This window comes from Pseudoxanthomonas sp. 3HH-4 (assembly GCF_006716465.1).
Lineage (GTDB): Bacteria > Pseudomonadota > Gammaproteobacteria > Xanthomonadales > Xanthomonadaceae > Pseudoxanthomonas_A.
Genome location: NZ_VFPB01000006.1, coordinates 95,226 through 116,738 on the forward strand (window position 1 = coordinate 95,226; position 21,513 = coordinate 116,738).

22 protein-coding genes and 1 pseudogene are annotated in these 21,513 nt (G+C 67.0%); 8 read left to right on the top strand and 15 right to left on the bottom strand.

What is annotated here, in order from left to right:
- Positions 1 to 7: 7 nt before the first annotated feature.
- From FB548_RS17050 to motA, 4 genes and pseudogenes are all read right to left on the bottom strand, one after another.
- Positions 8 to 1,087 carry a hypothetical protein gene (locus FB548_RS17050; RefSeq protein WP_142126004.1) on the bottom strand — a complete coding sequence of 360 codons (1,080 nt, stop codon included), beginning with the start codon at positions 1,085 to 1,087 and terminating at the stop codon, positions 8 to 10.
- A 13-nt stretch (positions 1,088 to 1,100) separates the two neighbouring features.
- On the bottom strand, positions 1,101 to 1,451 hold the full coding sequence (locus tag FB548_RS17055) for a hypothetical protein (protein ID WP_142126005.1): 351 nt from the start codon (positions 1,449 to 1,451) through the stop codon (positions 1,101 to 1,103).
- A 240-nt stretch (positions 1,452 to 1,691) separates the two neighbouring features.
- Positions 1,692 to 2,621: pseudogene (gene motB / locus FB548_RS17060) on the bottom strand (flagellar motor protein MotB); the annotation flags it as partial.
- Positions 2,622 to 2,630: 9 nt separating this feature from the next.
- Positions 2,631 to 3,485: a flagellar motor stator protein MotA gene (gene motA / locus FB548_RS17065; RefSeq protein WP_142126007.1), complete on the bottom strand. Its 855-nt coding sequence runs from the start codon at positions 3,483 to 3,485 to the stop codon at positions 2,631 to 2,633.
- A 163-nt stretch (positions 3,486 to 3,648) separates the two neighbouring features.
- Here motA and FB548_RS17070 point away from each other — a divergent pair, with 163 nt between their 5' ends.
- Both FB548_RS17070 and FB548_RS19105 read left to right on the top strand, forming a co-directional pair.
- Complete coding sequence (locus FB548_RS17070; RefSeq protein ID WP_142126008.1) at positions 3,649 to 4,044, top strand: BlaI/MecI/CopY family transcriptional regulator; 396 nt, start codon at positions 3,649 to 3,651, stop codon at positions 4,042 to 4,044.
- A 1-nt stretch (position 4,045) separates the two neighbouring features.
- Positions 4,046 to 5,908, top strand: coding sequence for a M56 family metallopeptidase (locus FB548_RS19105; RefSeq protein WP_142126009.1), 1,863 nt, complete (start codon positions 4,046 to 4,048; stop codon positions 5,906 to 5,908).
- Positions 5,909 to 5,990: 82 nt separating this feature from the next.
- Here the strand turns inward: FB548_RS19105 and FB548_RS17080 are convergent, their stop codons facing one another.
- The 7 genes from FB548_RS17080 to FB548_RS17110 all read right to left on the bottom strand — a co-directional run bounded on the left by FB548_RS17080 (position 5,991) and on the right by FB548_RS17110 (position 10,955).
- Complete coding sequence (locus tag FB548_RS17080) at positions 5,991 to 6,290, bottom strand: DUF4031 domain-containing protein (RefSeq protein WP_142126010.1); 300 nt, start codon at positions 6,288 to 6,290, stop codon at positions 5,991 to 5,993.
- A complete protein-coding gene (locus tag FB548_RS17085) occupies positions 6,287 to 6,694 on the bottom strand; it encodes a DUF3037 domain-containing protein (RefSeq protein WP_142126011.1) in 408 nt (135 codons plus the stop codon). Before FB548_RS17085 ends, FB548_RS17080 begins: the two co-directional genes overlap by 4 nt.
- Complete coding sequence (locus FB548_RS17090) at positions 6,681 to 7,454, bottom strand: HipA family kinase (RefSeq protein ID WP_142126012.1); 774 nt, start codon at positions 7,452 to 7,454, stop codon at positions 6,681 to 6,683. The genes FB548_RS17085 and FB548_RS17090 overlap by 14 nt, the downstream gene beginning before the upstream one ends.
- Positions 7,455 to 7,620: 166 nt before the next feature.
- Positions 7,621 to 8,676: a CorA family divalent cation transporter gene (locus tag FB548_RS17095; RefSeq protein ID WP_142126013.1), complete on the bottom strand. Its 1,056-nt coding sequence runs from the start codon at positions 8,674 to 8,676 to the stop codon at positions 7,621 to 7,623.
- Positions 8,677 to 8,765: 89 nt separating this feature from the next.
- On the bottom strand, positions 8,766 to 9,233 hold the full coding sequence (msrB, locus tag FB548_RS17100; protein WP_142126014.1) for a peptide-methionine (R)-S-oxide reductase MsrB: 468 nt from the start codon (positions 9,231 to 9,233) through the stop codon (positions 8,766 to 8,768).
- Positions 9,234 to 9,365: 132 nt separating this feature from the next.
- Positions 9,366 to 9,938, bottom strand: coding sequence for a DUF3016 domain-containing protein (locus FB548_RS17105; protein ID WP_142126015.1), 573 nt, complete (start codon positions 9,936 to 9,938; stop codon positions 9,366 to 9,368).
- A 108-nt stretch (positions 9,939 to 10,046) separates the two neighbouring features.
- Complete coding sequence (locus FB548_RS17110) at positions 10,047 to 10,955, bottom strand: AraC family transcriptional regulator (RefSeq protein ID WP_185742158.1); 909 nt, start codon at positions 10,953 to 10,955, stop codon at positions 10,047 to 10,049.
- Positions 10,956 to 11,151: 196 nt separating this feature from the next.
- Between FB548_RS17110 and FB548_RS17115 the strand changes: the two genes are divergently transcribed.
- The 4 genes from FB548_RS17115 (at position 11,152) to FB548_RS17130 (ending at position 15,079) form a co-directional block, all read left to right on the top strand.
- Positions 11,152 to 11,886: an SDR family oxidoreductase gene (locus FB548_RS17115; RefSeq protein WP_142126016.1), complete on the top strand. Its 735-nt coding sequence runs from the start codon at positions 11,152 to 11,154 to the stop codon at positions 11,884 to 11,886.
- A 101-nt stretch (positions 11,887 to 11,987) separates the two neighbouring features.
- Positions 11,988 to 13,022 (top strand): aldo/keto reductase, encoded by a 1,035-nt coding sequence (locus FB548_RS17120; RefSeq protein ID WP_142126017.1) that lies wholly within the window; start codon positions 11,988 to 11,990, stop codon positions 13,020 to 13,022.
- Positions 13,023 to 13,116: 94 nt separating this feature from the next.
- A complete protein-coding gene (locus FB548_RS17125; protein ID WP_142126018.1) occupies positions 13,117 to 14,412 on the top strand; it encodes an amidohydrolase family protein in 1,296 nt (431 codons plus the stop codon).
- Between the two features lie 10 nt (positions 14,413 to 14,422).
- Positions 14,423 to 15,079: a DsbA family oxidoreductase gene (locus FB548_RS17130; RefSeq protein ID WP_142126019.1), complete on the top strand. Its 657-nt coding sequence runs from the start codon at positions 14,423 to 14,425 to the stop codon at positions 15,077 to 15,079.
- 24 nt (positions 15,080 to 15,103) lie between these two features.
- On the opposite strand, the gene FB548_RS17135 is transcribed toward FB548_RS17130, so the two are convergent.
- The 3 genes from FB548_RS17135 to FB548_RS17145 all read right to left on the bottom strand — a co-directional run bounded on the left by FB548_RS17135 (position 15,104) and on the right by FB548_RS17145 (position 16,685).
- Positions 15,104 to 15,601, bottom strand: a complete 498-nt coding sequence (locus tag FB548_RS17135; protein WP_142126020.1) for a DUF1579 domain-containing protein — start codon at positions 15,599 to 15,601, stop codon at positions 15,104 to 15,106.
- Positions 15,602 to 15,692: 91 nt separating this feature from the next.
- Positions 15,693 to 15,905: a hypothetical protein gene (locus FB548_RS17140; RefSeq protein WP_142126021.1), complete on the bottom strand. Its 213-nt coding sequence runs from the start codon at positions 15,903 to 15,905 to the stop codon at positions 15,693 to 15,695.
- A 135-nt stretch (positions 15,906 to 16,040) separates the two neighbouring features.
- Positions 16,041 to 16,685 (bottom strand): arylesterase, encoded by a 645-nt coding sequence (locus FB548_RS17145; RefSeq protein WP_142126022.1) that lies wholly within the window; start codon positions 16,683 to 16,685, stop codon positions 16,041 to 16,043.
- 88 nt (positions 16,686 to 16,773) lie between these two features.
- Between FB548_RS17145 and FB548_RS17150 the strand changes: the two genes are divergently transcribed.
- Together FB548_RS17150 and FB548_RS17155 are read left to right on the top strand one after the other, a co-directional pair.
- Complete coding sequence (locus FB548_RS17150) at positions 16,774 to 17,496, top strand: ABC transporter ATP-binding protein (protein ID WP_142126114.1); 723 nt, start codon at positions 16,774 to 16,776, stop codon at positions 17,494 to 17,496.
- On the top strand, positions 17,493 to 19,994 hold the full coding sequence (locus FB548_RS17155; RefSeq protein ID WP_142126023.1) for an FtsX-like permease family protein: 2,502 nt from the start codon (positions 17,493 to 17,495) through the stop codon (positions 19,992 to 19,994). Before FB548_RS17150 ends, FB548_RS17155 begins: the two co-directional genes overlap by 4 nt.
- Positions 19,995 to 20,131: 137 nt before the next feature.
- Here FB548_RS17155 and FB548_RS17160 read toward each other — a convergent pair whose 3' ends face one another.
- Positions 20,132 to 21,355 (bottom strand): RtcB family protein, encoded by a 1,224-nt coding sequence (locus FB548_RS17160; RefSeq protein ID WP_142126024.1) that lies wholly within the window; start codon positions 21,353 to 21,355, stop codon positions 20,132 to 20,134.
- Positions 21,356 to 21,513: the final 158 nt, after the last annotated feature.

Here is a 21,513-nt window from a genome sequence, read left to right on the forward strand (position 1 = left end):
CGGTACGCTATTGATCCCCACACTTTGCAAAGTGCGTGACGAGGAGATCGCGCACTTCGATCGGCACGTCCATGTCTAGCATGCTCCTCTCCACTCTTGCGCCGCCGGCGATCATGGAGAGCACGGCGGCTCTCCCATATGCTGGGTTGCTGGCCAGCGTCCTACTTCTCAGGAAGTGGTGAAGGATGTCTCCATACTCTCCGTTGTCCATGTACTTCACCGAGTAGTCCGCGCCCCGTTCGAGCAGCATTACGCCGTAAGCGTCGTTCTTTCCCGAGAAGAAGGATGGGGCCCAATAGGGCGCGCCGTGGAACGATATGGAATTGATGTTCTTGTTCTTCTTGTTGAATGCTTCATACACGGCCACGTTGCCATGCTTCAGGGCCAACGGAATCGTATAGTCGGGTATCGCGACTCCGGTCGCCATGATCCTCTTCATGACCTCCGGAGGTGCACTGTAGAGCGCTGCCAGTTGCATGATGTTCTTAGGGTACCCCGGCTCCTCCCTTCCGTCGTTGAGTTCCAGTGGGTATCCGTCCTGCATCTTCGCCAGGAGCGCACTCCACCTTGACTCTTTGAAGTCGTCGACCACCTGCATGTACAGGGAACGATGACGAGCCACCTCCTTGGAATTGCCGATTGTCGCCCGAAGGGTGTTCCTCGCTTTCCTGCAGGTGTTGAATGTGTTGGAGATGAGCAGGTAGTTCTTCTGATCGGGCCACGTGGATTGTGTGCGTATGTGTTCGTTGATGGAATCGTGGTATGCGCTGCATGCGTCGAGAAGCGCGTCGAGCTCTTGTCTGTCGTAGTCGCAGCACTCCGCCGGCTTCGGAAACTCGATGGTGGCCAGTTCAGTCCAGGCAGAACCCAAACCATCCTGGGATTTCTGCGCACAAGGGAGAGCGACGGCCAAGGACGTTGCCTTGGCGTGGTGACTGCTCGGCAGCGCCCCCGGTTCCGGCGAGCGGATGGCGCCGCGCTCTGCCTCTCCTTCGGGCTCTTCCACTGCCGACCTCGTTAGGATCCCGTCCGCGCCTATGCAGGAGTACAGGCAAAAAGATGCCGCCAAGATGGCGGCAACGGTCAATGACGTCTTCCTCTTATTGGTAGTGGGCACCGAAACAACCGCCAACAAGTTCATCACAGAGGAAGTATTCGTTCGCCGGCGAATCCGCCACGACATCGAGTGCCTCGTTCTTCTCGGACGCGGTCTGCAGCTCGATGTGGGCGCTGTAACCGTCATGGTCTGGCAAGCATGCGCTAGTGACGTCCTGGAAGAAATTCTCCAAGCGCACGGACAGCACTGAGTCCGCATAGCACTTGTGCGCGATGTCAGAATTGATGTCGTACTGAAGATGATTGTAGAACGGGTCGCTCTCTTGCCCAGACGACGTGATGGGCAACAGAGTGACCAATCCTGCGATTGCAAAGGGGAGCACCAGCGTCTTCATCCTTACTCCTTGGAATGGGGAGATTGCGGGGGCGCTTGTTTGCGCTCCCCGCGGGCACGGTATAGCTCCATGATTGCAGCAAGTCAACACTAATGAGAAGTATTCGCATTTACATGAGGGGGTGCACCGACGCTTTGGGCCGCGGGAGCAGAGTGCCGGCGTCAGAAAGAACATCGCACCCGCTTCGGATCAGGGCACACCGGCTACAGGTGTTGACGCTGCACTCGCCTGCACCGGCGCGTCGGGCATGGCGATATCGGCATCGGGCGTGGGCGCGCCGGGGGCGAGTAGCTGGCCTTCGCCTTGCTGCGCCTCTTCCGCCGCCTTCGTCATCACCACGATGCTGATGCGGCGGTTGACCGGGTTCTGCGGATTCTGCTTGTCGAACAGCACCGAGGACGACAGGCCGACCACGCGCGAGACCTTGTCCTCGTGCATGCCACCGGCCACCAGCGCGCGCCGCGCGGCATTGGCACGCTCGGCGCTTAGCTCCCAGTTGGTGTAGCCGCGATTGGACGCGTACTGCGTGGTGTCGGTGTGGCCGGTGATGCTGACCCGGTTGGGAACCTGATTGATGAAGCCCGCCAGTTCGCCCAGGATCGTCTGCGTGTAGGACTTCAGCGTGGTGCCGCCGAGGTCGAACATCGGCCGGTTCTGCTGGTCGACGATCTGGATGCGCAGTCCTTCCGGCGTCAGGTCGAGCAGCAACTGGTCCTTGAACGGCTCCAGCGCCTGGCTCTTGCCGATGGCTTCCTCCAGCGCCTGCATCAGCGTCTCCAGGCGCTTCTGTTCCTGTGCCTTCTGCTGTGCCTCGACCTCCGCTTTCTGCGCATCGGCCGAAGGCTTGCTGAAAGGATCGTTGGCGTCGCCACGCGGTATGTCCATCGTGCCGCCCAGCTTGATCATCGAATTGCTGGCGCCACCGGGACCTGCAGGACCGGGCGCGGGCGAGAAGCTCTTGCCGCTCAGCGGGCTCGGGTTGCGGAAATATTCCGAAATCGCCGCGCGCTCCTTGTTGGTGGTGGCGCCCATCAACCACATCACCAGGAAGAACGCCATCATCGCGGTCACGAAGTCCGCGTAGGCGACTTTCCATGAGCCGCCGTGGTGGCCGCCGCCGGCGACCTTCTTGACCCGGCGGACGATGATGGTGGGGCGCTGCTCGCTCATCGCCGTGGCTTACTTGTTGGCCTTGAGGTGCGCTTCGAACGCGACGAACGGCGGGCGCACGTCGGACGGCAGCGTCTTGCGGGCGAATTCCAGCGCCACGGCCGGGTTGTAGCCGCGCAGGCAGGCCAGCAGCGCGGTCTTCACCGATTCGTACATGCGGCTGTCCTGCTCGACCTGCGCCTCGATGGCGGCGGCCAGCGGCGAGACGAAGCCGTAGGCCAGCAGGATGCCGAGGAAGGTACCGACCAGCGCGGCGGCGACGTGCGCGCCGACCGCGGCGATGTCACCGCCGATCGAACCCATCGTCACGATGATGCCCAGCACCGCCGCCACGATGCCGAAGCCGGGCAGGCCGTCGGAGACTTTCTGCAACGCATGCGCCGGCGCCATCGCTTCGTGGTGGTGCTTCTCCAGCTCCAGCTCCAGCAGCGGTTCCAGTTCGTGCGGTTCGATGTTGCTGCCCACCATCAGGCGCAGGCATTCGGTCAGGAAGTCGAGCAGGTGGTGGTCGGCGAGGATCTTGGGGTACTTCTGGAACAGCGGGCTGTTGGTCGGGTTCTCGATGTGCTCTTCCAGCGACATGAAGCCATCGCGGCGCGCCTTGTTGAGCATCTCGTGGATCAGCGTCAGCACATCCAGGTAGTCGGCCGACTTGTACTTGGCGCCCTTGAACACCGACAGCGAGGCGGCAATCGTGCCCTTGACCACTTTGGTCGGGTTGCTGGCCATGAAAGCGCCCAGTGCCGCGCCGCCGATGATGACCAGCTCGAACGGCTGCCACAGGGCGCCCAGCTTGCCGTGCGAGCCAAGGTAGCCGCCGATCACGCTCAGGGTGACGATGATGAAGCCGACGATGATGAGCATGGCGAGGCGGGCACACGGTGGGGTTGTCCAAGGATCGGCCTGGCCACCGGTTTCTTGAGTCGCGACCGCCTGTCGGCCGGTGCACGGGAATGACCTTCGGCAGGGTTGACTACAGTTGTCGTCAAGGGCATGTTGACGACAACTGTAGTCATGAGGCGATCCCATGCCCGGCAAGGCCCGCAAGTCCATCGGCGACCAGGAACTGGCGCTGCTCCAGCATCTGTCCGAACACGGCGAAGCCAGCGTCGGCGAAGTGGCCGCCGCCTTCGGCGAAGCCCGCGGCCTGGCGCGTTCCACCGTGCTGACCATGATGGAGCGCCTGCGCGCCAAGGCGTACCTGCGACGCCGGCAGATAGACGGTGTCTACCGCTACGCGCCGGTGGCGCAGTCCACCGACGTGATGCGCCATGCGGTCGGCAGCTTCGTCGAGAAGACGCTGCAGGGCTCGTTGTCGCCGTTCATGGCGTGGATGTCGCAGCGCACCGAGGTCAGCGACGACGAACTGGCCGAGCTGGAAGCGCTGGTGGCCACCCTGCAATCGAAGCGGAAGGAGGGCTGAGATGGATCTCGTCGCGCTGGCCGATGGCCTGATGTCCCGACTTCTTGCCGTCGGGCTGCAATCCCTGCTCCTCGCTGCCCTGGTCTGGGCCCTGTGCCGCTACCTGCCGCGACTCGACGCACGGACGCGCGCCTGGTTGTGGTGGCTGGTCGCCACGCAGATGGTGGTCGGCCTGGTCTGGCATGCGCCGGTGGCGCTACCGCTGCTGCCGGCCGAACCGGTCGCGGCACCCGTCGTGCTGGCGATGGCCGCGGAGGCATCGGCGTCCTCTGCCCCTGCGATGACGATCGCGCCGATGGCGACGACGCAGGCATCCAGGATCGACACGGGCGTGTTGCTGCTCGCCGCCTGGCTCGCGGGCGTCGCGGTGATGGTGGCGAACACATTGCGCCATGCGTGGCGCCTGCGTGGGCAGATCGCACGCGCGCACCCGTGCCAGGACCGCCGTGTCCGGGCGGTGTACGACGCGCTGGTGCGCCGGCTCGACATCGCACCCGCTCCCGCACTGCGCGTGAGCGCCGAGATCGACTCGCCGCTGCTGGCCCGGCCATGGCGTCCCGTGTTGATGCTGCCCGCGGCCAGCGTCGCCGCCATGAGCGACGACGATCTGCACATGGCCCTGCACCACGAACTGGCGCACCTGCAGCGGCGTGATCTCTGGTTGGCCTGGATGCCGGCGCTTGCGCAGCACCTGTTCTTCTTCCACCCGGTCGCGCATCTGGCCGCGCGCGAATACGCGTTCGCACGTGAAGTGGCGTGCGATGCCGCCGTGCTCGCGGACGAACACCATGCCGCACACGACTACGGACGCCTGCTGGTGAAGCTCGGCGTCTCCACCGCTCCATCGCCCGCGTTGGCGGGTGCCTCCCCCACCTTCCGCATCCTCAAGAGGAGACTGCTGATGTTGCAGCACACCGCTTCGCCCCTGCGCGCCAGCGCGCTGACCCTGACCCTCGGCCTGGTGCTGCTGGGCGTGGTGCCTTATCGCGTGATCGCCAGCAGCGCGCCGGTCGCCCCGCGGGCGCCCATCGCACCTGCACCGGTGGCTGCACCCGCCGCTGCGCCGCAGGCCGATCCGGTCGTCGCGCCCACGCCGGTGGCGACGCCGCAGCCGGTCCTCGTTGCTTCCGCGGCTGACATGCCTGCACCGCCCGCACCTCCCGCGCAGCCCAAGGTTGCACCCCCTTCGCCGCCCACGCCGCCTGCACTCCCGCCGAAGCCGAAGGTCACAGCACCGTCGCCCCCCCCGCCGCCGGCATCGCCGCGCCGTGTCACCGGCACGTGGAGCATCGGCGATTCGCGCGGCGGCGACGCCTACGTACTGATCGATGGCGACGACGTGACGATGGCCGGCCACAGCGACGACATCCGCACGGCCCAACGCCTGAAGCAGAGCGGTGCGCCTGTGCTGTGGGTGCGCCAGGACGGCAAGCAGTACGTCGTACGCGATGCCGCGACGCTGCAGCGCGTGAAGGCGGCGCACCTCCCGGTCCAGCAACTGGGCGAGCAGCAGGGCAAGCTGGGCGAACAACAGGGTGCGCTGGGCGAGCGTCAGGGCAATCTGGGCGCCAAGCAGGGCGAACTGGGCGTGAAGATGGCCGCCATCGCCAGCGAACAAGCCGCCGCCGCGATGCAGGGCGCCGATGCGCGGCAAGCGGCGATTGATCGCCGCATGGATGCGCTGGCGGACCAACAGGAGCAGCTGGCGCGCCAGCAGGAAGCCCTGGCCCGTCAGCAGGAGCCGCTCGCGCGCCAGCAGGAGGCGCTGAGCCGCAAGCAGATGGCCGCGAGCGACAAGCTGCAGCGCGATGTCGCGCGCCTGTTGGACGATGCGATCCGCAGCGGCAAGGCGCAACAGCTTTGACGCAGATCGTGGGGCCGGGCTTCTGCCCGGCGCCTGCTTGGGGTGGGCTCCAGCAGAGGTGCGGTCGGGGCTGAAGCCCCTCCTACAGGGAGCGTTCGCCGTCTGCCGCGCCGCTCCATTGCGAACGCGCGAGACGGATGATCGCGCGGACCTGATCGCGGTCGCGGTGCCGTGAAATTGCCACGGCACCTTGTTCCAGCGCCTGTGCGCGCAACTCCTCGGTCAGGTCGTAGTGCGCCCCGCTGCGCTTGTCCTGGAAGGCGCGGCGCGGAATGCCCAGCCGTGCCGCCATGGCGTGGAGTTCGTCCAGCGTGTCGGCCATCATGTGTGCCCAACGACGACCGCGCCACAGGGTGACGGCGTCATCCACGTAGACGCTCATCGCGGCGCGGTCGCCTTCGGCGGCCGCACCATGCGATCCATCAGATGCTCCAGCGTTGCAGGAAGATCACCGCAACGACCCATATGCACCGATGAGGTCTGGATGATCGAACTCCGTTTCGCCGTGAGCCAGTGGAAGCGGGCGCGCGCCGGCAGCAGTCCGATCGGCGCGGCCGCTTCGCCACCGCGGCAGATGGCGGGGATGGTGTCCAGGTGGCGGCGCAGCGATTCGATGTCCAGCGTGGGGTCGAGGGCCTGCAGGCGGGCTTCGTCCACTTCGATGCGCGCTTCCAGGAATCCCGCGCGTTCGCACGACAGGATGACGCCGACGTTGACGAACTCTTCGCGCTCGACGCGCGGTACCACGCGGATCACCGCATAGTCGTAAGTGTCATGCGCGCGCATGGATCGCCCCCTGCACGAACGCGTCACGCTGTGCCAGACGTCGGATCAGGTAGTCGGTGTAGGCCGCGCGCTGTGCTGGCGGATCGCCGAAGCTGTCCGGTCCCTGCAGCCAGGCGTCGGGGATCTCGGCAACGATCCCCGCCATCACGGCATCCGGCAGGTGCGCCGCCATGGCCGCATCGATGTCCTCCAGGCGCGAGGCCCAGCGCAGCAGCACGTGATCGCGGATCAGCGGGAACGGCTTGCCGGCGCCGGACACGTCGCCGTCCCAGCCGTGGTGGAAGTACAGCGATGCCCCGTGGTCGATCAGGTACAGCCGCCGATGCCACATCAGCAGGTTGGTGTTGCGTGCCGTGCGGTCGACGTTGCTGATGAAGGCATCGAACCACACGATCCGCGAGGCGAGGTCCGCATCCGGTTGTTCGGCCACGGGATCGAAATTCACCGCGCCGGGCAGGTAGTCCATGGCCAGGTTGAGTCCGGCGCTGGCCTTGATCAGGTCCTGTATCTCCGGGTCGCCTTCGGTGCGCGCCAGGTCGGCATCCAGTTCCATCAGTGCCAGGTCCGGCATCGGCAAATGCAGCGCTTTCGCCAGGCTGCCGGCGATCAGTTCGGCGACCAGCGCCTTGGGTCCCTGGCCGGCACCGCGGAACTTGAGCACGTAAAGGCCGTCGTCGTCGGCCTCGACCACGGCCGGCATCGAGCCGCCTTCGCGCAGCGGGGTGACATAACGGGTGGCGGTACGGAGGGGCAGCGTCATCACGCCGCTAGGATACCCGTGTGGGAGGGGCTTCGGCCCCGACCGCAGAAACCCGGGCTCCGTGGAACTCTGCCCATCGATGCAGCGCGTGCCGGACATTGCGCCGGACATGCTTCATCGTGTCGGGTGGCGTGCGTGTCGGGGCTTGGGGTCCTCCCGCGCGTGCTCAGGTCGAACGCGCCACGCCCATGCGCCGCAGCATCAGATAGACCGCCACGCTGGAGGCCGCGCCGAGCAACAGCGCGAACACAAGGCCATGCGTCCCGTGCGCGAACGGCAGGCCCGGCAGGTTCATGCCGAAGATGCCGGCCACCAGGCTGGGCGGCAGCAGCAAGGCCGTGATCATCGAGAGCACGTAGAGATGGCGGTTGGTGCGTTCCGCCAGCTTCGCGGCCACTTCGTCCTGCAACAGGCGCGCGCGTTCCTGCAGCGTGCCTACATCGCCATCGAGGTCATCGAAGCGCTGGTTGAGGCGCGAGACGGCGGAAAGAAGTTCGTGCTCGGCATCGGCGGGATGGCGCTGCTCGAACTGCTTGAGCACGCGCCGCATGGCGGTGAGCGGGCGGTGCAGGCGGACTGTCTGGTGGCGCAGCTGCGCCAGGTCACGGCGTTCTTCGCCGATGCTGTCGGCCAGCACGCGGTCCTCGATCCGGTCCAGTCGCACGGAAAGGCTGTCGCTGCTGCGCTCCACCGTGTCGGCGAAATGGTCGGCGATCACTTCCAGCAACCGCACCGGGGAACCGGCGCGCATGTCGCCCGCCATGCCGCGGCGTGCCGCCTCGACCGAGCGCAGTGCCTGCCGCCGTGCGGTGACCAGCAGGCCGGGCGTCGCGGCGAAGTGCAGCCAACCGATGCCGTCATCGCCACGCAGCTGGCCTTCGGCCGCGAGGTCGACGCCACGCTGGTGCACCCAGTCGACGAATACGCCGTGCGCGGCATCGTCTTCCAGTTGCAGGTTGACATGGGTGTCGGGCGACACCAATGCGGTGCGCGCGTCGTCCGGGATCGGCAGCATCGCGACCACCTGCGCGCTGCGAGCATCGCTCAGGTCCAGGTGCAGCCAGTGCCAGCCATCCGCGAAGGCATCCAGCGCGGATGGCCCGCACTTCGCCGCATCCAGTATCCGTGCCCGGCCTTCGGCATCGAAACGATAGAGCCAGAGCGCGGCGGGCAGTCCGGCAAATGGCGATGCAGGCGCTTCGGGATCGGCGGACAGCGGCATGTGTTGCACCCGTGCGGCAGCCGGGAGACGGTTGGGTGACGGTCAGGCTACCGCCGTCATGTGCCGGTCTCGTGACAGGCAGCAGGCGGCTATCCGGCGGGCAGCGCTTCCGCGCCGCCACGCTGCAGCAAGTCCGGGAACACCTCGCCATTGGGCGTGAACGCCAGCGACGCCGAATTCAGGCAGTGGCGCTCGCCGGTCGGCGGCGGGCCATCGGGAAACACATGGCCCAGGTGGCTGTGGCAGCGCGCGCAGACGATCTCGGTACGGACCATGCCGTAGCTGCTGTCGCGGATACGGCCGACATGCGCTTCGTCCACGGGCTGGAAGAAGCTCGGCCAGCCGGTGCCGGAGTCGAACTTCGCGCTGGAGCGGAACAACGGCAGCCCGCAAAGCCGGCAGGTGTAGACGCCGTCCTGCTTGTTGTCGAGGAAGACGCCGCAGAACGGCGCCTCGGTCCCATGGTTCAGCAGCACGCGGCGTTCCTCATCGCTCAGGTTGGCCATCAGGCGCTCGCGTTGCACGTCGGTAGGGGGCGACAGGTCGAAGGTCGTCATGATCGGAACTCCGCGGGAAGATGGCCACGATATGGTGCCGCCATCGGCGCGCTGCAAGCCTGGGCCGCCCTCCGATCCGCTCCAAGGGGAACTCTCGCCGTGCCGCTTCGGCGGTCGAGGGGTGGGCAGGGATCAGGGCGTGGACGTGACGGCCTGGCCGTTCCGGAACTCCTTGCGCAACCAGTCGTCGATCAGCCGCTTTTCGTAACGCAGGGTGTCGTTGTTGCTGAGGTTGGGCCCCATCAGGAACCCGTGATCAACCAGCTTGCGCTCGCCTTCGGCGATCACCTGGCCATCCGGCCCCTTGACGCTGAAGTTCAGCGCGATACGTGGCGGGTAGATGTCCTTGACGATGCGGATATCGTTCATGGCGGATCGCGCGGATGGCTCGTAGCGGCCCGCACGGTCGATGTCGGTGATCACGATGTCCAGGGTCTGGCCACGGGCGAGCTGCTGGCCGGCTTCATCGCGGAGGTACTTTGCCAGGTCGGTGACCCAGGTGCCGCGCTCCGATTCCCAGCGGCTGCCGCTGTATTTGATTTCGCTGAACTGTGCGGGATCGGTCCAGCTCACGCTGACTGCACCGCCTTCGGCCGGCAGGCTGCGCGGAATGTCGGGGTCGGTGACGTTCTTCTGGCGTGCCATGCCGGGCAAGGCGGTCGCCAGCGCGACGATGGCGGTGAGCAACAGGGCAGGCGTCTTCATGGCCGTTCCTCGGTAGGTGTCACATTTGAGTGTGCGCCTGCTCCGCGGGCGCGGCAACGTCGAGACCGGGTCTGCAAAGGCGGCGTTCAGCCCCTGTTTCCGCACCCGTCAGAGGTTGCGCAGGCGCTCCACGTCGCGGACCGGCGGCGCGCCGAACATGCGGCTGTACTCGCGGCTGAACTGCGAAGGGCTTTCGTAGCCCACGCGATGGCCGGCGCTGGCGGCGTCCAGCACTTCGCTGAGCATCAGCCGCCGGGCTTCCTGCAACCGCAACTGCTTCTGGTACTGCAGCGGGCTCATTGCGGTGACCGCCTTGAAGTGGTGGTGCAGCGCCGAGGCGCTCATGTGCACCTCGCGGGCGATATGGTCGATACGCAGCGGCTTGGCATAGTGCTCGCGCAGCCAATGGATGGCCTTTGCCACGCGCTGGCCCTGGCTGTCGGCGATGCCGATGTGGCGCAGCATCGCGCCCTGCGGACTGCACAGCACGCGGTAGAGGATCTCGCGTTCGATCAACGGCGCCAGCAGTGGAATGTCGTGCGGCGCATCGAGCAGCTTCACCAGCCGGATCGCGGCGTCCAGCATCTCCACGCTGCTGGGCTGCAGGAACAGGCCGCGCGAGGGCGGTGGCAGCGGCGCTTTCGCCGATTCGGCTTCAGTAACCATCTCGGCGATGGTGGCGACGGAGAGTTTCAGCACCAGGCACAGATAGGGAGCCTCGGCGGAGGCTTCCGTCACCTGGCCGGTCACCGGCAGGTCGACCGACGCCACCACGAAGCGGCTGGCGTCGTACTCGTAAACCTCGTCGGCGAGGATCGCGCGCTTGGCGCCCTGCACGATCAGGCACAGGGCGGCTTCCTGCACGCCGCGCGATGGCAGCGCCATCGGGGCACTGAGCCGCGAAAAGTTCAGCGCCGGGATCGCGGTGGTGTGGAAACCGTCCGCGCCGGTGGATCGTTCAATCAGCTCCGCCAATGCGCGGACGCGCTCATCGAGGGGAAGGGGGGTGTCGGGCATGGGAACGCCTGCGGGACGGGCATGGGGGATGGAAGGAGTCTACGCAGCGTGCGGGGGGATGGAATGGGGGGAGGACGGTAGTCGCAGGATCAGGCAAGGATCGCGTAGGAACCGGATATCGACGCCGCGGTCGTCGCGACCAGACTGCGCTCCGTCCCGGCGCAGCCCGCGCCGTGCTACCCCAACGAGGTGTCCCATGTCCGGAATCGAAGGAAAAGTCATCGCCATCACCGGCGCCAGCAGTGGCATCGGCGAAGACGCCGCGCGTGAACTCGCGCGCCGTGGCGCCCGCGTCGTCCTCGGCGCCCGCCGTACCGACCGGCTCCAACAGCTGGTCGCCGGCATCGAAGCGGCAGGCGGCACAGCCCGTCAGCGAGCGCTCGACGTCACCCGCCTGGACGACATGCAGGCGTTCGTCGAATTCGCCACGGCGGAATTCGGCCGCCTCGACGTGATCGTCAACAATGCCGGCGTCATGCCGCTGTCGCCGCTGGCCGCGCTGAAGATCGATGAATGGAACCAGATGATCGACGTCAACATCCGCGGCGTGCTGCACGGCATCGCGGCGGCGTTGCCGGTCATGCAGATGCAGGGTGGCGGACAGATCATCAACATCGCCTCCACCGCGGGCCACCGCGTGTGGCCCAGTGCGTCGGTCTACTGCGCCACCAAGCACGCGGTGCTGGCCATCTCCGAAGGCCTGCGGCAGGAGCACGACAACCTGCGCGTCACGGTGGTGTCGCCGGGCGTGACCACCAGCGAACTGGCCGAAACTACCAGCGATGCCGGTATCAGGGCGTGGCTGGAAGACTTCCGCCAGGTCGCGATTCCCGCCGAGGCCATCGCACGCGCCATCGCCTACGCGGTGGAGCAGCCCGACGACGTGGACGTCAGCGAGATCATCGTGCGCCCGGCGGCCAGCCCCAACTGAGTTTTCGCCGGCGGGCAACGGAGTTTTCCACCGTCAGGGGTTGCCGCTGTCGTGGCGGGGGAGTGCAATGGCGCACTCCCCCGCTTCTGGAGCATCCGCTCATGGAATACCGTTACCTCGGCGCGTCCGGCTTCCGCGTTCCCGTCCTCTCCTTCGGCACCGGCACCTTTGGTGGCCAGGGTGCGTTGTTCAGTGCTTGGGGCAGTACCGATGTGGCCGAGGCGCGCCGACTGGTCGATGTCTGCCTCGATGCGGGCCTGAACATGTTCGACAGCGCCGACATCTATTCGAAGGGTGCGGCCGAGGAGATTCTCGGCGAGGCGATCAAGGGCAAGCCGCGCGATTCCCTGATCATTTCCACCAAGGCCACCTTCCGCTTCGGCGACGGTGAGAACCAGGTCGGTTCCTCGCGTCATCATCTGATCAATGCGGTCGATGCCGCGTTGAAGCGGCTGGGCACGGACTACATCGACCTGTTCCAACTGCACGGCTTCGATGCGCGTCCGCCGGTGGAGGAGGTGCTGTCCACCCTCGACACGCTGGTGAAGGCCGGCAAGATCCGTTACCTGGGCGTGTCGAACTTCTCCGGCTGGCATCTGATGAAGTCACTCGCCGCTGCCGACCGCCATGGCTGGACGCGCTACGTGGCGCACCAGGCGTACTACTCGCTGGTCGGCCGCGACTACGAATGGGAACTGATGCCGCTGGCCGCCGACCAGGGCGTCGGCGCCGTGGTGTGGAGCCCGCTCGGCTGGGGCCGCCTGACCGGCAAGATCCGTCGCGGCCAGCCGTTGCCCGAGAACAGCCGCCTGCAGTCGCAGACCGCGAACGATGCCGGCCCGCAGGTCGACCTGGAGTACCTGTACGACGTGGTCGACGCGCTGGACGAAGTCGCGCAGGAAACCGGCAAGTCAATTCCGCAGGTCGCGTTGAACTGGCTGTTGCAGCGTCCCACGGTCAGTACGGTGGTGATCGGCGCGCGCAACGAAGAGCAATTGAAGCAGAACCTCGGCGCGGTCGGCTGGAACCTCACGACCGAGCAGGTGGCGAAGCTGGATGCGGCAAGCCGGCGGCCGAAGCCGTACCCGTACTGGCACCAGGCCGGCTTCGTCTATCGCAATCCGACGCCGGTCTGATGTCCGCGCGCAGGGCGGGATCGCCCGTCCTGCTTCGTCATCGAATGCGTGCGGCTGCTAGAGTCGCGCGGCCCCTTTCCTGCCCGGAGTTCCGATGCGCCTGCACGCTCGAATGGTGAGTGTCCTCGCCGCTGCCCTTTCCTTCGCCTGCGCGCCCGCGTTCGCGGCGACCACTTACGTGAAGGCCGGGCGCCTGCTCGATGTCGAATCCGGACGGATGCTGGCCGACCAGGCCATCGTCATCGAGGATGCGCGCATCACCGTCATCGGTCCCGCCGCAACGACACCGATACCGGCCGGCGCAACCGTGCACGACCTGTCCGGCAAGACCGTGCTGCCCGGCCTGATGGATGCGCATGTGCACCTGCATGGCGATGCCGACCTGCAGGGCTATCGCCGCCTGGCCATCTCGCTGCCCGCCGCTGCGATCAAGGGCGCGAAGAACGCGCGCACCACGCTGCTCGCCGGCTTCACCACCGTGCGTGTTCCCGGTTCGCCCGGGTATGCCGACGTGGCGCTGCGCGATGCCATCGCCACGGGCGAAGTCGACGGCCCGCGCATCCTCGCCGGTGGCGTATCGATCGGCATCACCGGCGGCCATTGCAGCGACAACAACCTGTTGCCGGCCGAGTACAAGGCCGTGGGCGAAGGCGTGGCCGATGGTCCGTGGGCCGCACGCCAGAAGGTGCGGCAGAACGTCAAGTTCGGTGCCGACTTCATCAAGACCTGTTCCACCGGCGGCGTGCTGTCCAAGGGCACCGAAGTCGGTGCGCCGCAGTACTCGCTGGAAGAACTGAAGGCCCTCGTTGACGAAGCCCATGCGCTCGGCCGCAAGGTCGCCTCGCACGCGCATGGCGCCACCGGCATCCGCAATGCGCTGCTGGCCGGCGTGGATTCCATCGAGCACGCCAGCTTCATCGACGACGAGGGCATCGCGCTGGCGAAGAAGAACGGCACCGTGCTGGTGATGGACATCTACAACACCGAATACATCCTCGGCGAAGGCGAAAAGGCCGGCTTCCTGCCCGAATCGCTGGAGAAGGAGCGCCGCGTGGGTGCCACCCAGCGCGCGAACTTCCGCAAGGCGCACCAGGCGGGCGTCGTCATGGGATTCGGTACGGATGGTGGCGTCTACCCGCATGGCCTCAATGCGCGCCAGTTCTCCCGCATGGTGCAGTTCGGCATGACGCCGCTGCAGGCGATCCGCTCGGCTACGGTGGTGAATGCGCGGCTGTTCGGCGTCGACAAGGATGCGGGCGTGCTGAAGCCGGGCTACTACGCGGACCTGATCGCGGTGGACGGCGATCCGCTGCAGGACGTGGCGGTGCTCGAGAATGTCGGCTTCGTGATGAAGCAAGGACGTGTCTACAAGAACACCGCGAGCGAATGAGGCGCAGCGCATGTCCACGCCCGTGAAGATCGATTTCGTGTCCGACGTGGCCTGCCCCTGGTGCGCCATCGGCCTGTCCGCACTTGAACGCGCCATGGCGAACATCGGCAGCGACCTGCAGGTGGACCTGCATTTCCAACCGTTCGAACTGAATCCCGACATGGCACCGGAAGGCGAATCCATCGCGGAGCACCTCGGCCGCAAGTACGGCCTCAGCGCGGAGCAGCTGGCGCAGAACGGCGAAGCGCTGCGCCAGCGTGGAGAAGCCCTGGGCTTCCGTTTCGACCTGCAGAAGCGCGACCGCATCTACAACACCTTCGACGCGCATCGCCTGCTGCACTGGGCGGGCGAACTCGGCGCCCCGCAGCAGCTTGCCCTCAAGCGTGCGCTACTGGACGCGTATCACGGAGAAGGAAGAAACGTGTCAGACCGTGACACGCTGGCCGCCGTCGCCGGATCCGCCGGACTGGATGGCGCGGCGGCGCGGCATATCCTCGACACGGATGCCTTCGCTGCACAGGTCCGCGAACGCGAACACTTCTACCAGCGGCAGGGCATCCGCGCGGTGCCGTCGGTGATCTTCAACGACCGCCACCTGGTGCAGGGCGGGCAACCGGTGGAGGTGTTCGAACAGGCGCTGCGCCAGTTGTCGGGTATCGCGACCTGATTGCTCCCGCCCTGCAGCTGCCGCCTATCCGACGCGGGTGTAATGCGTCTCCACCGCGCGCATCTCTTCGCCCTGCGGGGTGATGTTGAACATGGTGATCAGTAGCGTGTCAGGGTCGGGTTGCTCCAGCGTCGTGCGCCAGCCCCAGCGCGGACCACCCTGTCCGTCGCCGTAGCTGCCGAGGACGTTGGGGCTCGGCGCGTTGCCGGCGCCGGTCGAGAACATGATGTTGGTGCCCGTCCCGAAACTCTCCGCCCAGGCGGATTCCCAGTGGCCATCGTCCAGGTGGTAGCCGTACAACACGATGCCTTCGATGGGCTCATCGTTGAAGCGGCTCTCGTACTCGTGCATCAGGAAGCGTCCGCCCAGCACGCTGCGGATGCGTCCCCGCTGCGGTGCCTCGCAGGCCAGTTCGTCCGGCGTGAACCACAGGCGGAAGCGGCCTTCCCACTCACCGGCCATCTGCGCCAGTTGCAGGTGCCGGCCTTGCGCCAGCGACTCTTCGAACGCGTGCTTGCCCATGGCGGGGTCTCCAAGTGTGTGCCGCGGATCATGCCATCCGCCGACGGAGGACGCACGGCGGCACTGGGTTTCCGGCGCTCGCAGTGGCGTTTCAGCCGTGGCGTGCCAACAACACGGATTCGTTGCTGGGCATCTCTACCACCACAGCGGTCGGGATGCCGTGATGCTGGTGCAGGGTGGCCGCGAGCAACTTGGCGTTCTCGCGCGCGTCGCCGAGGTTGTCGAACCAGTCGCGGCCGAACTGGCCTTCGTACAGCTGCCAGCCGCTGGCATCGGCGGCGATGGTGAAAAGCAGGCGGGGCATTGCGTACTCCAGTCAACATGCCGGGCAGGGAACCGGCATGGGGACTGTGCGCGAATGTGCCAGTTATCACATTCGGCGGACTGCCCGTATCGGCGTAGGAAAATTCCTACCGCCGTGTAGGTGCAGCGCCGGTCCTCAGCGCAGCAGCGGCTCCAGCGCGGTCCAGACATGGTCGCGCAGTTTCAGCTGGGCGCTGGCGACAGGGTGCAGGTTGTCGGCCTGGTAGGCGTTGCGGTCCAGTGCGATGGGTTGCAGCAGGAATGGCAGCAGCGCGGTGCGGTACTGCTTGGACAGCACGCTGAAGTTCTGTTCAAAGCCGCGTGTGTAGTCGGGGCCGTAATTCGGCGGCATCCGCATGCCGACCAGCAGCACCTTCGCCTTGCTCGCCTGCGCGGCCTTGATCATCTTTTCCAGATTGACGCGCGTCTGCGCCAGGGGCAGGCCCCGCAGCCCGTCGTTCGCGCCCAGCGCGATGACCACGACGGCGGGCTTGTGGCGTTGCAGTTCCGCCGCGATGCGCGCCGCCCCGCCCGCAGTGGTCTCGCCACTGATGCTGGCGTTGACGACGCGCCAGCCCGGCTTCGTCTTGCCGATCCGGTCCGCGGTCAGCGACACCCATCCCTGCGACGGCGCCAGGCCGTACGCCGCCGAGAGCGAGTCGCCCATCACCAGGACGGTGCGCGTGCCCTTCGCGGGCGCGGCCTGCGCACTCTGCGCAGCGGCGGGACGTGCGAATAATGCGACGAGCAGAAGCAGCGCCAAGCCCATGGCCCATTGCATGCGTCCGCCGCTGGCCCCATACCTGTTCAAATTAAGAAACATTTAATCCCTGCTCCCGATGATCCACGAAATGACCGACGAGACGATCATGGCCGACGCCAGCAGACTCCCCACTGAAGCCCCCTCCGTTGCGCGCCACGCCGTGCTCGACGTGCAGGGCTTGGGCAAGCATGTGCCGCTGCCCGACGGTGCCCTGACGATACTCGACGACATCGGCTTTCGCATCGACCACGGCGACACGGTGGCGATCGTGGGTGCGTCGGGCTCTGGCAAGAGCACGCTGCTGTCGCTGCTGGCCGGCCTCGACGTGCCCAGTGCGGGCACGGTGGTGCTGGACGGCGAGCGCCTGTCCGACATGGACGAAGACGGCCGTGCCCGCGTGCGTGGCGAGAAGGTCGGCTTCGTGTTCCAGAGTTTCCAGCTGCTGCCGTCGTTGACGGCGCTGGAGAACGTCATGCTGCCGCTGGAACTGCGCGGTGATGCGGATGTGGAAGGCCCGGCCCGACAGATCCTGGAGAAAGTCGGCCTCGGTCAGCGGTTGGGCCACTATCCGCGCCAGTTGTCCGGTGGCGAGCAGCAGCGCGTCGCCCTGGCGCGGGCGTTCGTCACCCGCCCGTCGCTGTTGTTCGCCGACGAGCCCACCGGCAACCTCGACACCCACACCGGCCAGGCGATCATCGAACTGCTGTTCGCACTGAATGCGGATGCCGGCACCACGCTGGTGCTGGTGACGCATGACGACCATCTGGCGGCACGCTGCCAGCGTCTGCTGCGCCTGGATGCGGGCCGCCTGCAGGGCGACACCGCATGAGGACGCTGGCGTTGGCATGGCGCCAGCTGCGTCGCGATCTGGCAGCGGGCGATGTCCGCATCCTGTTCGCCGCGCTGGTCCTCGCCGTGGTGGCCGTCACCGCCGTCGGCTTCGTCACCGATCGCGCCGAACGCGCGCTGGCGATCGAAGCGAACCGCCTGCTGGGCGGCGACGTGGTGGTGCGTGGCGACTCGGCGCCGACCGACGCCTTGCGCGCGCTGGCGACGGCGCCGGGCCTGCGGGTGACCGAAACGCAGGAACTGCAGAGCATGATCCGCGCCGGCGAGTCGCTGTCGCTGGGCGATCTGCGTGCGCTGGGTGAAGGCTTCCCGTTGCGGGGCAATTTCCGTGTGGTCGATGGTATCGGCGGCGCCGAGCGCGACGCCGATGGCATCCCGGCGCCGGGCACGCTGTGGATCAGCCAGGCCGGTGCGGAAACGCTGGGCGCCAAGCCAGGCGACGAGATCGGCATCGGCACGCGCACGCTCAAGCTCACGGCACTGGTGACCCAGGAACCGGACGCGGCGCTGGACTATTTCAACGTCGCCCCGAAGGTCTTCCTCAATCTCGCCGACCTGCCGTCCACCGGCCTGGTGCAGGAGGGCAGTCGTTTGCGCTATCGCCTGGTGGTCGCCGGCGACGCGGCCGCGGTCGAGACATTCACCGCAGCAGTGAAGCCGCAACTCGCGCGCGGCCAGCGCATGGAGACTATCCAGGACGCGCGCCCGGAAGTGCGCTCCGCATTGGACCGCGCCAGCCGCTTCCTGGGATTGGCTGCCTTGGTCTCGGTGGTGCTGGCCGCCGTCGCCGTCGCGATGGCCGCGCGTCGCCACAGCGAGCGTCACCTGTCGGGCACGGCGGTGATGCGCTGCCTCGGTGCGCAGCAGCGCACGCTGGTGGGTATCCACGTCGGCGAACTGGTACTGCTGGGCCTGGCTGCGTGCACCGTCGGCGTGCTGATCGCCTTTGGGCTGCAGTGGGGAATCGGCAGCTGGCTGCAGCAGTCGCTGAAGATCGACATCCCGCCAGCAGGCCTGATGCCGGCGCTGCAAGGTTATGGCGTGGGCATGATCGTACTGCTCGCGTTCGGCGCACCGCCGGTGCTGGCGCTCCGGCGCGTACCGGCATTGCGCGTGTTGAGGCGTGACCTGGACCGTACCGAACCGAGCGCGTGGCTGGTCGCATTGACCGGCTTCGTCGGCCTGGGTGCGCTGTTGTGGTGGAAGGCGGGTTCGCCCGCGCTGGGCACGGCGATGCTGGTCGGCATCGTCGGCACGCTCGCGGTGCTGGCGTTGCTGGCGTGGCTGCTGATCCTGTTGGTGCGTCGCGTGCGCTCGCGCTTGCGGGGCAGCCTGCGCTACGGGTTGGCGAACGTCAGCCGGCGCGCCGGTACGTCGATCGCGCAGGTCTCGGCCCTTGGCCTCGGATTGATGGCGCTGCTGTTGCTGACCTTCGTACGCACCGACCTGCTGGACCGCTGGCAGCTGGCGCTGTCGGCCAATGCGCCGAACCGCTTCATCGTCAACGTGCAGCCGTACCAGGTCGACCCGGTGAAGAGCTTCATGCAGGCGCGCGGTCTGTCTGCGGTCGATCTGTACCCGATGATCCGCGGCCGCCTGGTCGAACTCAACGGCAAGCCCGCCAGCGGCGCCGACTATGAGGGCACCGACGAGCGCGCACAGCGACGCGCCGAGCGTGAGTTCAACCTGTCGATGTCGGCGACGTTGCGCGACGACAACAAGGTCACCGCGGGCGAGTTCTGGAGCGGACGCACGCCTTCGTCGCCGGAGCTGTCGGTAGAGGAGGGCTTTGCCGAAGACCTGGGCTGGAAGCTCGGCGACCAGGTTGCCTTCGACATCGCCGGCCAGCGCTTCGAGGGCCGCATCACCAGCCTGCGCAGCGTGGACTGGGAAAGCTTCCGGCCGAACTTCTTCGTCGTCGCCTCGCCGGGTGCGCTGGATGGCTATTCGGCCAGCTACATCACCGCCGTCAGCGTGCCATCGGGCGATGCCGCCTTCACCCGCGAACTGGTCAACCAGTTCCCCAACCTGTCGGTGATCGACGTGGAGGCGGTGCTGAACCAGGTGCGCAGCACGGCGGAGCAGGTCTCGCAGGTGGTGCAGGTGGTGTTCTGGTTCTCGCTGGCGGCGGGCCTGCTGGTGTTGATGGCGGCGGTGAGCGCCAGCCAGGACGAGCGACTGCTCGAGGGTGGCGTGATGCGCGTGCTGGGCGGCAGCCGGCGGCAGTTGCGGCTTGCGCAGGCCTCGGAGTTCGCGGCCATCGGTCTGCTGGCGGGACTGGTCGCGGCGATCGCCGCATCCGTGTTGTCGGGCGTCGTTGCCACGCAGGTGTTCGACCTGCCGTGGAAGGCGAACTGGCAGCTGGCCGCCATCGGCGGCGGGCTGGGCATGCTGGCAGCCCTCGGTGCCGGCCTGTTCGCCACGCGCAAGGTGCTGGATGCGCCGCCGTCGGTGACGCTGCGGGAATTGCAGGGCTGATGCTTCTGGCTGGTGTGGGAGCGACGTCAGTCGCGATGGGTTATCGGTAACGCCTCATCGCGACTTACCGGCGCCAGCAATGCCGGCACCACTCCCACAACAGCATAGGCAGCCCAAAAAAAGGGGCGAGCCGAAGCTCACCCCTTGATGCAGACCACCTGGCGCAGCGTGTGGACGACTTCCACCAGGTCGGACTGCGCCGACATCACCGCGTCGATGTCCTTGTAGGCCGCCGGCGATTCGTCGATCACGCCGGCATCCTTGCGGCATTCGACGTGCGCCGTGGCCTCACGGTGCTGCGACAGCGTGATCTGCTGGCGCGCGGCAGTACGGCTCATCACGCGGCCGGCCCCGTGGCTGCAGCTGTGGAAGCTGTCCGCGTTGCCCTTGCCACGCACGATGAAGCTCTTCGCGCCCATGCTGCCGGGGATGATCCCCAGCTCGCCTGCACGCGCGCTCACCGCGCCCTTGCGGGTTACCAGCAGGTCCACGCCACCGTGCGTTTCCTTCTGCACGTAGTTGTGGTGGCAGTTCACCGCCATCTTCTCCAGCTGGAACTTCGGCAGGCGGTGACCCATCTCCGCCAGCACGCGCGACATCATCGCTTCGCGGTTCTCGCGGGCGTAGTCCTGTGCCCACGACACCGCTTCCACGTAGTCGTCGAACAAGGGCTCGCCTTCCATGAAGAAGGCCAGGTCCTTGTCCGGCAGATGGAAGCCCAGCACACGGTGCGCCAGTTGCTCGCGCGCCCGCTCGATGAAGTAGTTGCCGATCAGGTTGCCGGTGCCGCGCGAACCGCTGTGCAGCATCACCCACACCGCGTCGGCCTCATCCAGGCAGATCTCGATGAAGTGGTTGCCGCCGCCCAGCGTGCCGATCTGGCGGTCCAGCTTGTCGGTGCGGATCTTGCTGTGCTTCTGCTTGATCGCCTCCAGGCGCGGCTCCAGCTCTGACTGCGCGATGCGCGTGCGGATGCTGTCCGGCAGCTTCCAGTGCTCGCCGCCGCGTCCGTTGCCCACCGGCACGCTACGCTCGATGCTCGAGCGCAGTTGCGCCAGGCTGTCCGGCAAGTCCTTCGCGCGCAGCGTGGTCCGCACCGCGGCCATGCCGCAGCCGATGTCCACGCCGACCGCCGCCGGGATGATGGCCCCTCGCGTCGGGATCACCGAGCCCACGGTCGCGCCCTTGCCCAGGTGCACGTCGGGCATCACCGCGACCCACGGGCCGACGAACGGGATCGCCGCGATGTTCCGCAGCTGCTCGTGGGCGCCCTGGTCCAGGGGCACGCCGCGCACCCAGCCCTTGATCGGCGTGGTGCTGCCCTCGATGTGCAGCAGTTCGAATTGCGTTTGTGTGTTCATGTGTTCACTCCATTGAAGGATAAAGCCCCTTCCCCCGCATGCGGGGGAAGGTTGGGACGGGGGCGGACTACGCCGTAGTGCCGTCCTCCGCCGAAGGCCGTACCGCATCCTCGCGCGCTCCTTGCGCCGACGCGTGCCGTGCTCCGGCGTGCCCCCAC

Bases quoted from the DNA above. Each gene is read 5' to 3' on its own strand.
- FB548_RS17055 (WP_142126005.1), bottom strand. From the start codon at position 1,451: ATGAAGACGCTGGTGCTCCCCTTTGCAATCGCAGGATTGGTCACTCTG.
- motA (WP_142126007.1), bottom strand. From the start codon at position 3,485: ATGCTCATCATCGTCGGCTTCATCATCGTCACCCTGAGCGTGATCGGC.
- FB548_RS17070 (WP_142126008.1), top strand. From the start codon at position 3,649: ATGCCCGGCAAGGCCCGCAAGTCCATCGGCGACCAGGAACTGGCGCTG.
- FB548_RS19105 (WP_142126009.1), top strand. From the start codon at position 4,046: ATGGATCTCGTCGCGCTGGCCGATGGCCTGATGTCCCGACTTCTTGCC.
- FB548_RS17080 (WP_142126010.1), bottom strand. From the start codon at position 6,290: ATGAGCGTCTACGTGGATGACGCCGTCACCCTGTGGCGCGGTCGTCGT.
- FB548_RS17085 (WP_142126011.1), bottom strand. From the start codon at position 6,694: ATGCGCGCGCATGACACTTACGACTATGCGGTGATCCGCGTGGTACCG.
- FB548_RS17090 (WP_142126012.1), bottom strand. From the start codon at position 7,454: ATGACGCTGCCCCTCCGTACCGCCACCCGTTATGTCACCCCGCTGCGC.
- FB548_RS17095 (WP_142126013.1), bottom strand. From the start codon at position 8,676: ATGCCGCTGTCCGCCGATCCCGAAGCGCCTGCATCGCCATTTGCCGGA.
- msrB (WP_142126014.1), bottom strand. From the start codon at position 9,233: ATGACGACCTTCGACCTGTCGCCCCCTACCGACGTGCAACGCGAGCGC.
- FB548_RS17105 (WP_142126015.1), bottom strand. From the start codon at position 9,938: ATGAAGACGCCTGCCCTGTTGCTCACCGCCATCGTCGCGCTGGCGACC.
- FB548_RS17110 (WP_185742158.1), bottom strand. From the start codon at position 10,955: ATGCCCGACACCCCCCTTCCCCTCGATGAGCGCGTCCGCGCATTGGCG.
- FB548_RS17115 (WP_142126016.1), top strand. From the start codon at position 11,152: ATGTCCGGAATCGAAGGAAAAGTCATCGCCATCACCGGCGCCAGCAGT.
- FB548_RS17120 (WP_142126017.1), top strand. From the start codon at position 11,988: ATGGAATACCGTTACCTCGGCGCGTCCGGCTTCCGCGTTCCCGTCCTC.
- FB548_RS17125 (WP_142126018.1), top strand. From the start codon at position 13,117: ATGCGCCTGCACGCTCGAATGGTGAGTGTCCTCGCCGCTGCCCTTTCC.
- FB548_RS17130 (WP_142126019.1), top strand. From the start codon at position 14,423: ATGTCCACGCCCGTGAAGATCGATTTCGTGTCCGACGTGGCCTGCCCC.
- FB548_RS17135 (WP_142126020.1), bottom strand. From the start codon at position 15,601: ATGGGCAAGCACGCGTTCGAAGAGTCGCTGGCGCAAGGCCGGCACCTG.
- FB548_RS17140 (WP_142126021.1), bottom strand. From the start codon at position 15,905: ATGCCCCGCCTGCTTTTCACCATCGCCGCCGATGCCAGCGGCTGGCAG.
- FB548_RS17145 (WP_142126022.1), bottom strand. From the start codon at position 16,685: ATGCAATGGGCCATGGGCTTGGCGCTGCTTCTGCTCGTCGCATTATTC.
- FB548_RS17150 (WP_142126114.1), top strand. From the start codon at position 16,774: ATGGCCGACGCCAGCAGACTCCCCACTGAAGCCCCCTCCGTTGCGCGC.
- FB548_RS17155 (WP_142126023.1), top strand. From the start codon at position 17,493: ATGAGGACGCTGGCGTTGGCATGGCGCCAGCTGCGTCGCGATCTGGCA.
- FB548_RS17160 (WP_142126024.1), bottom strand. From the start codon at position 21,355: ATGAACACACAAACGCAATTCGAACTGCTGCACATCGAGGGCAGCACC.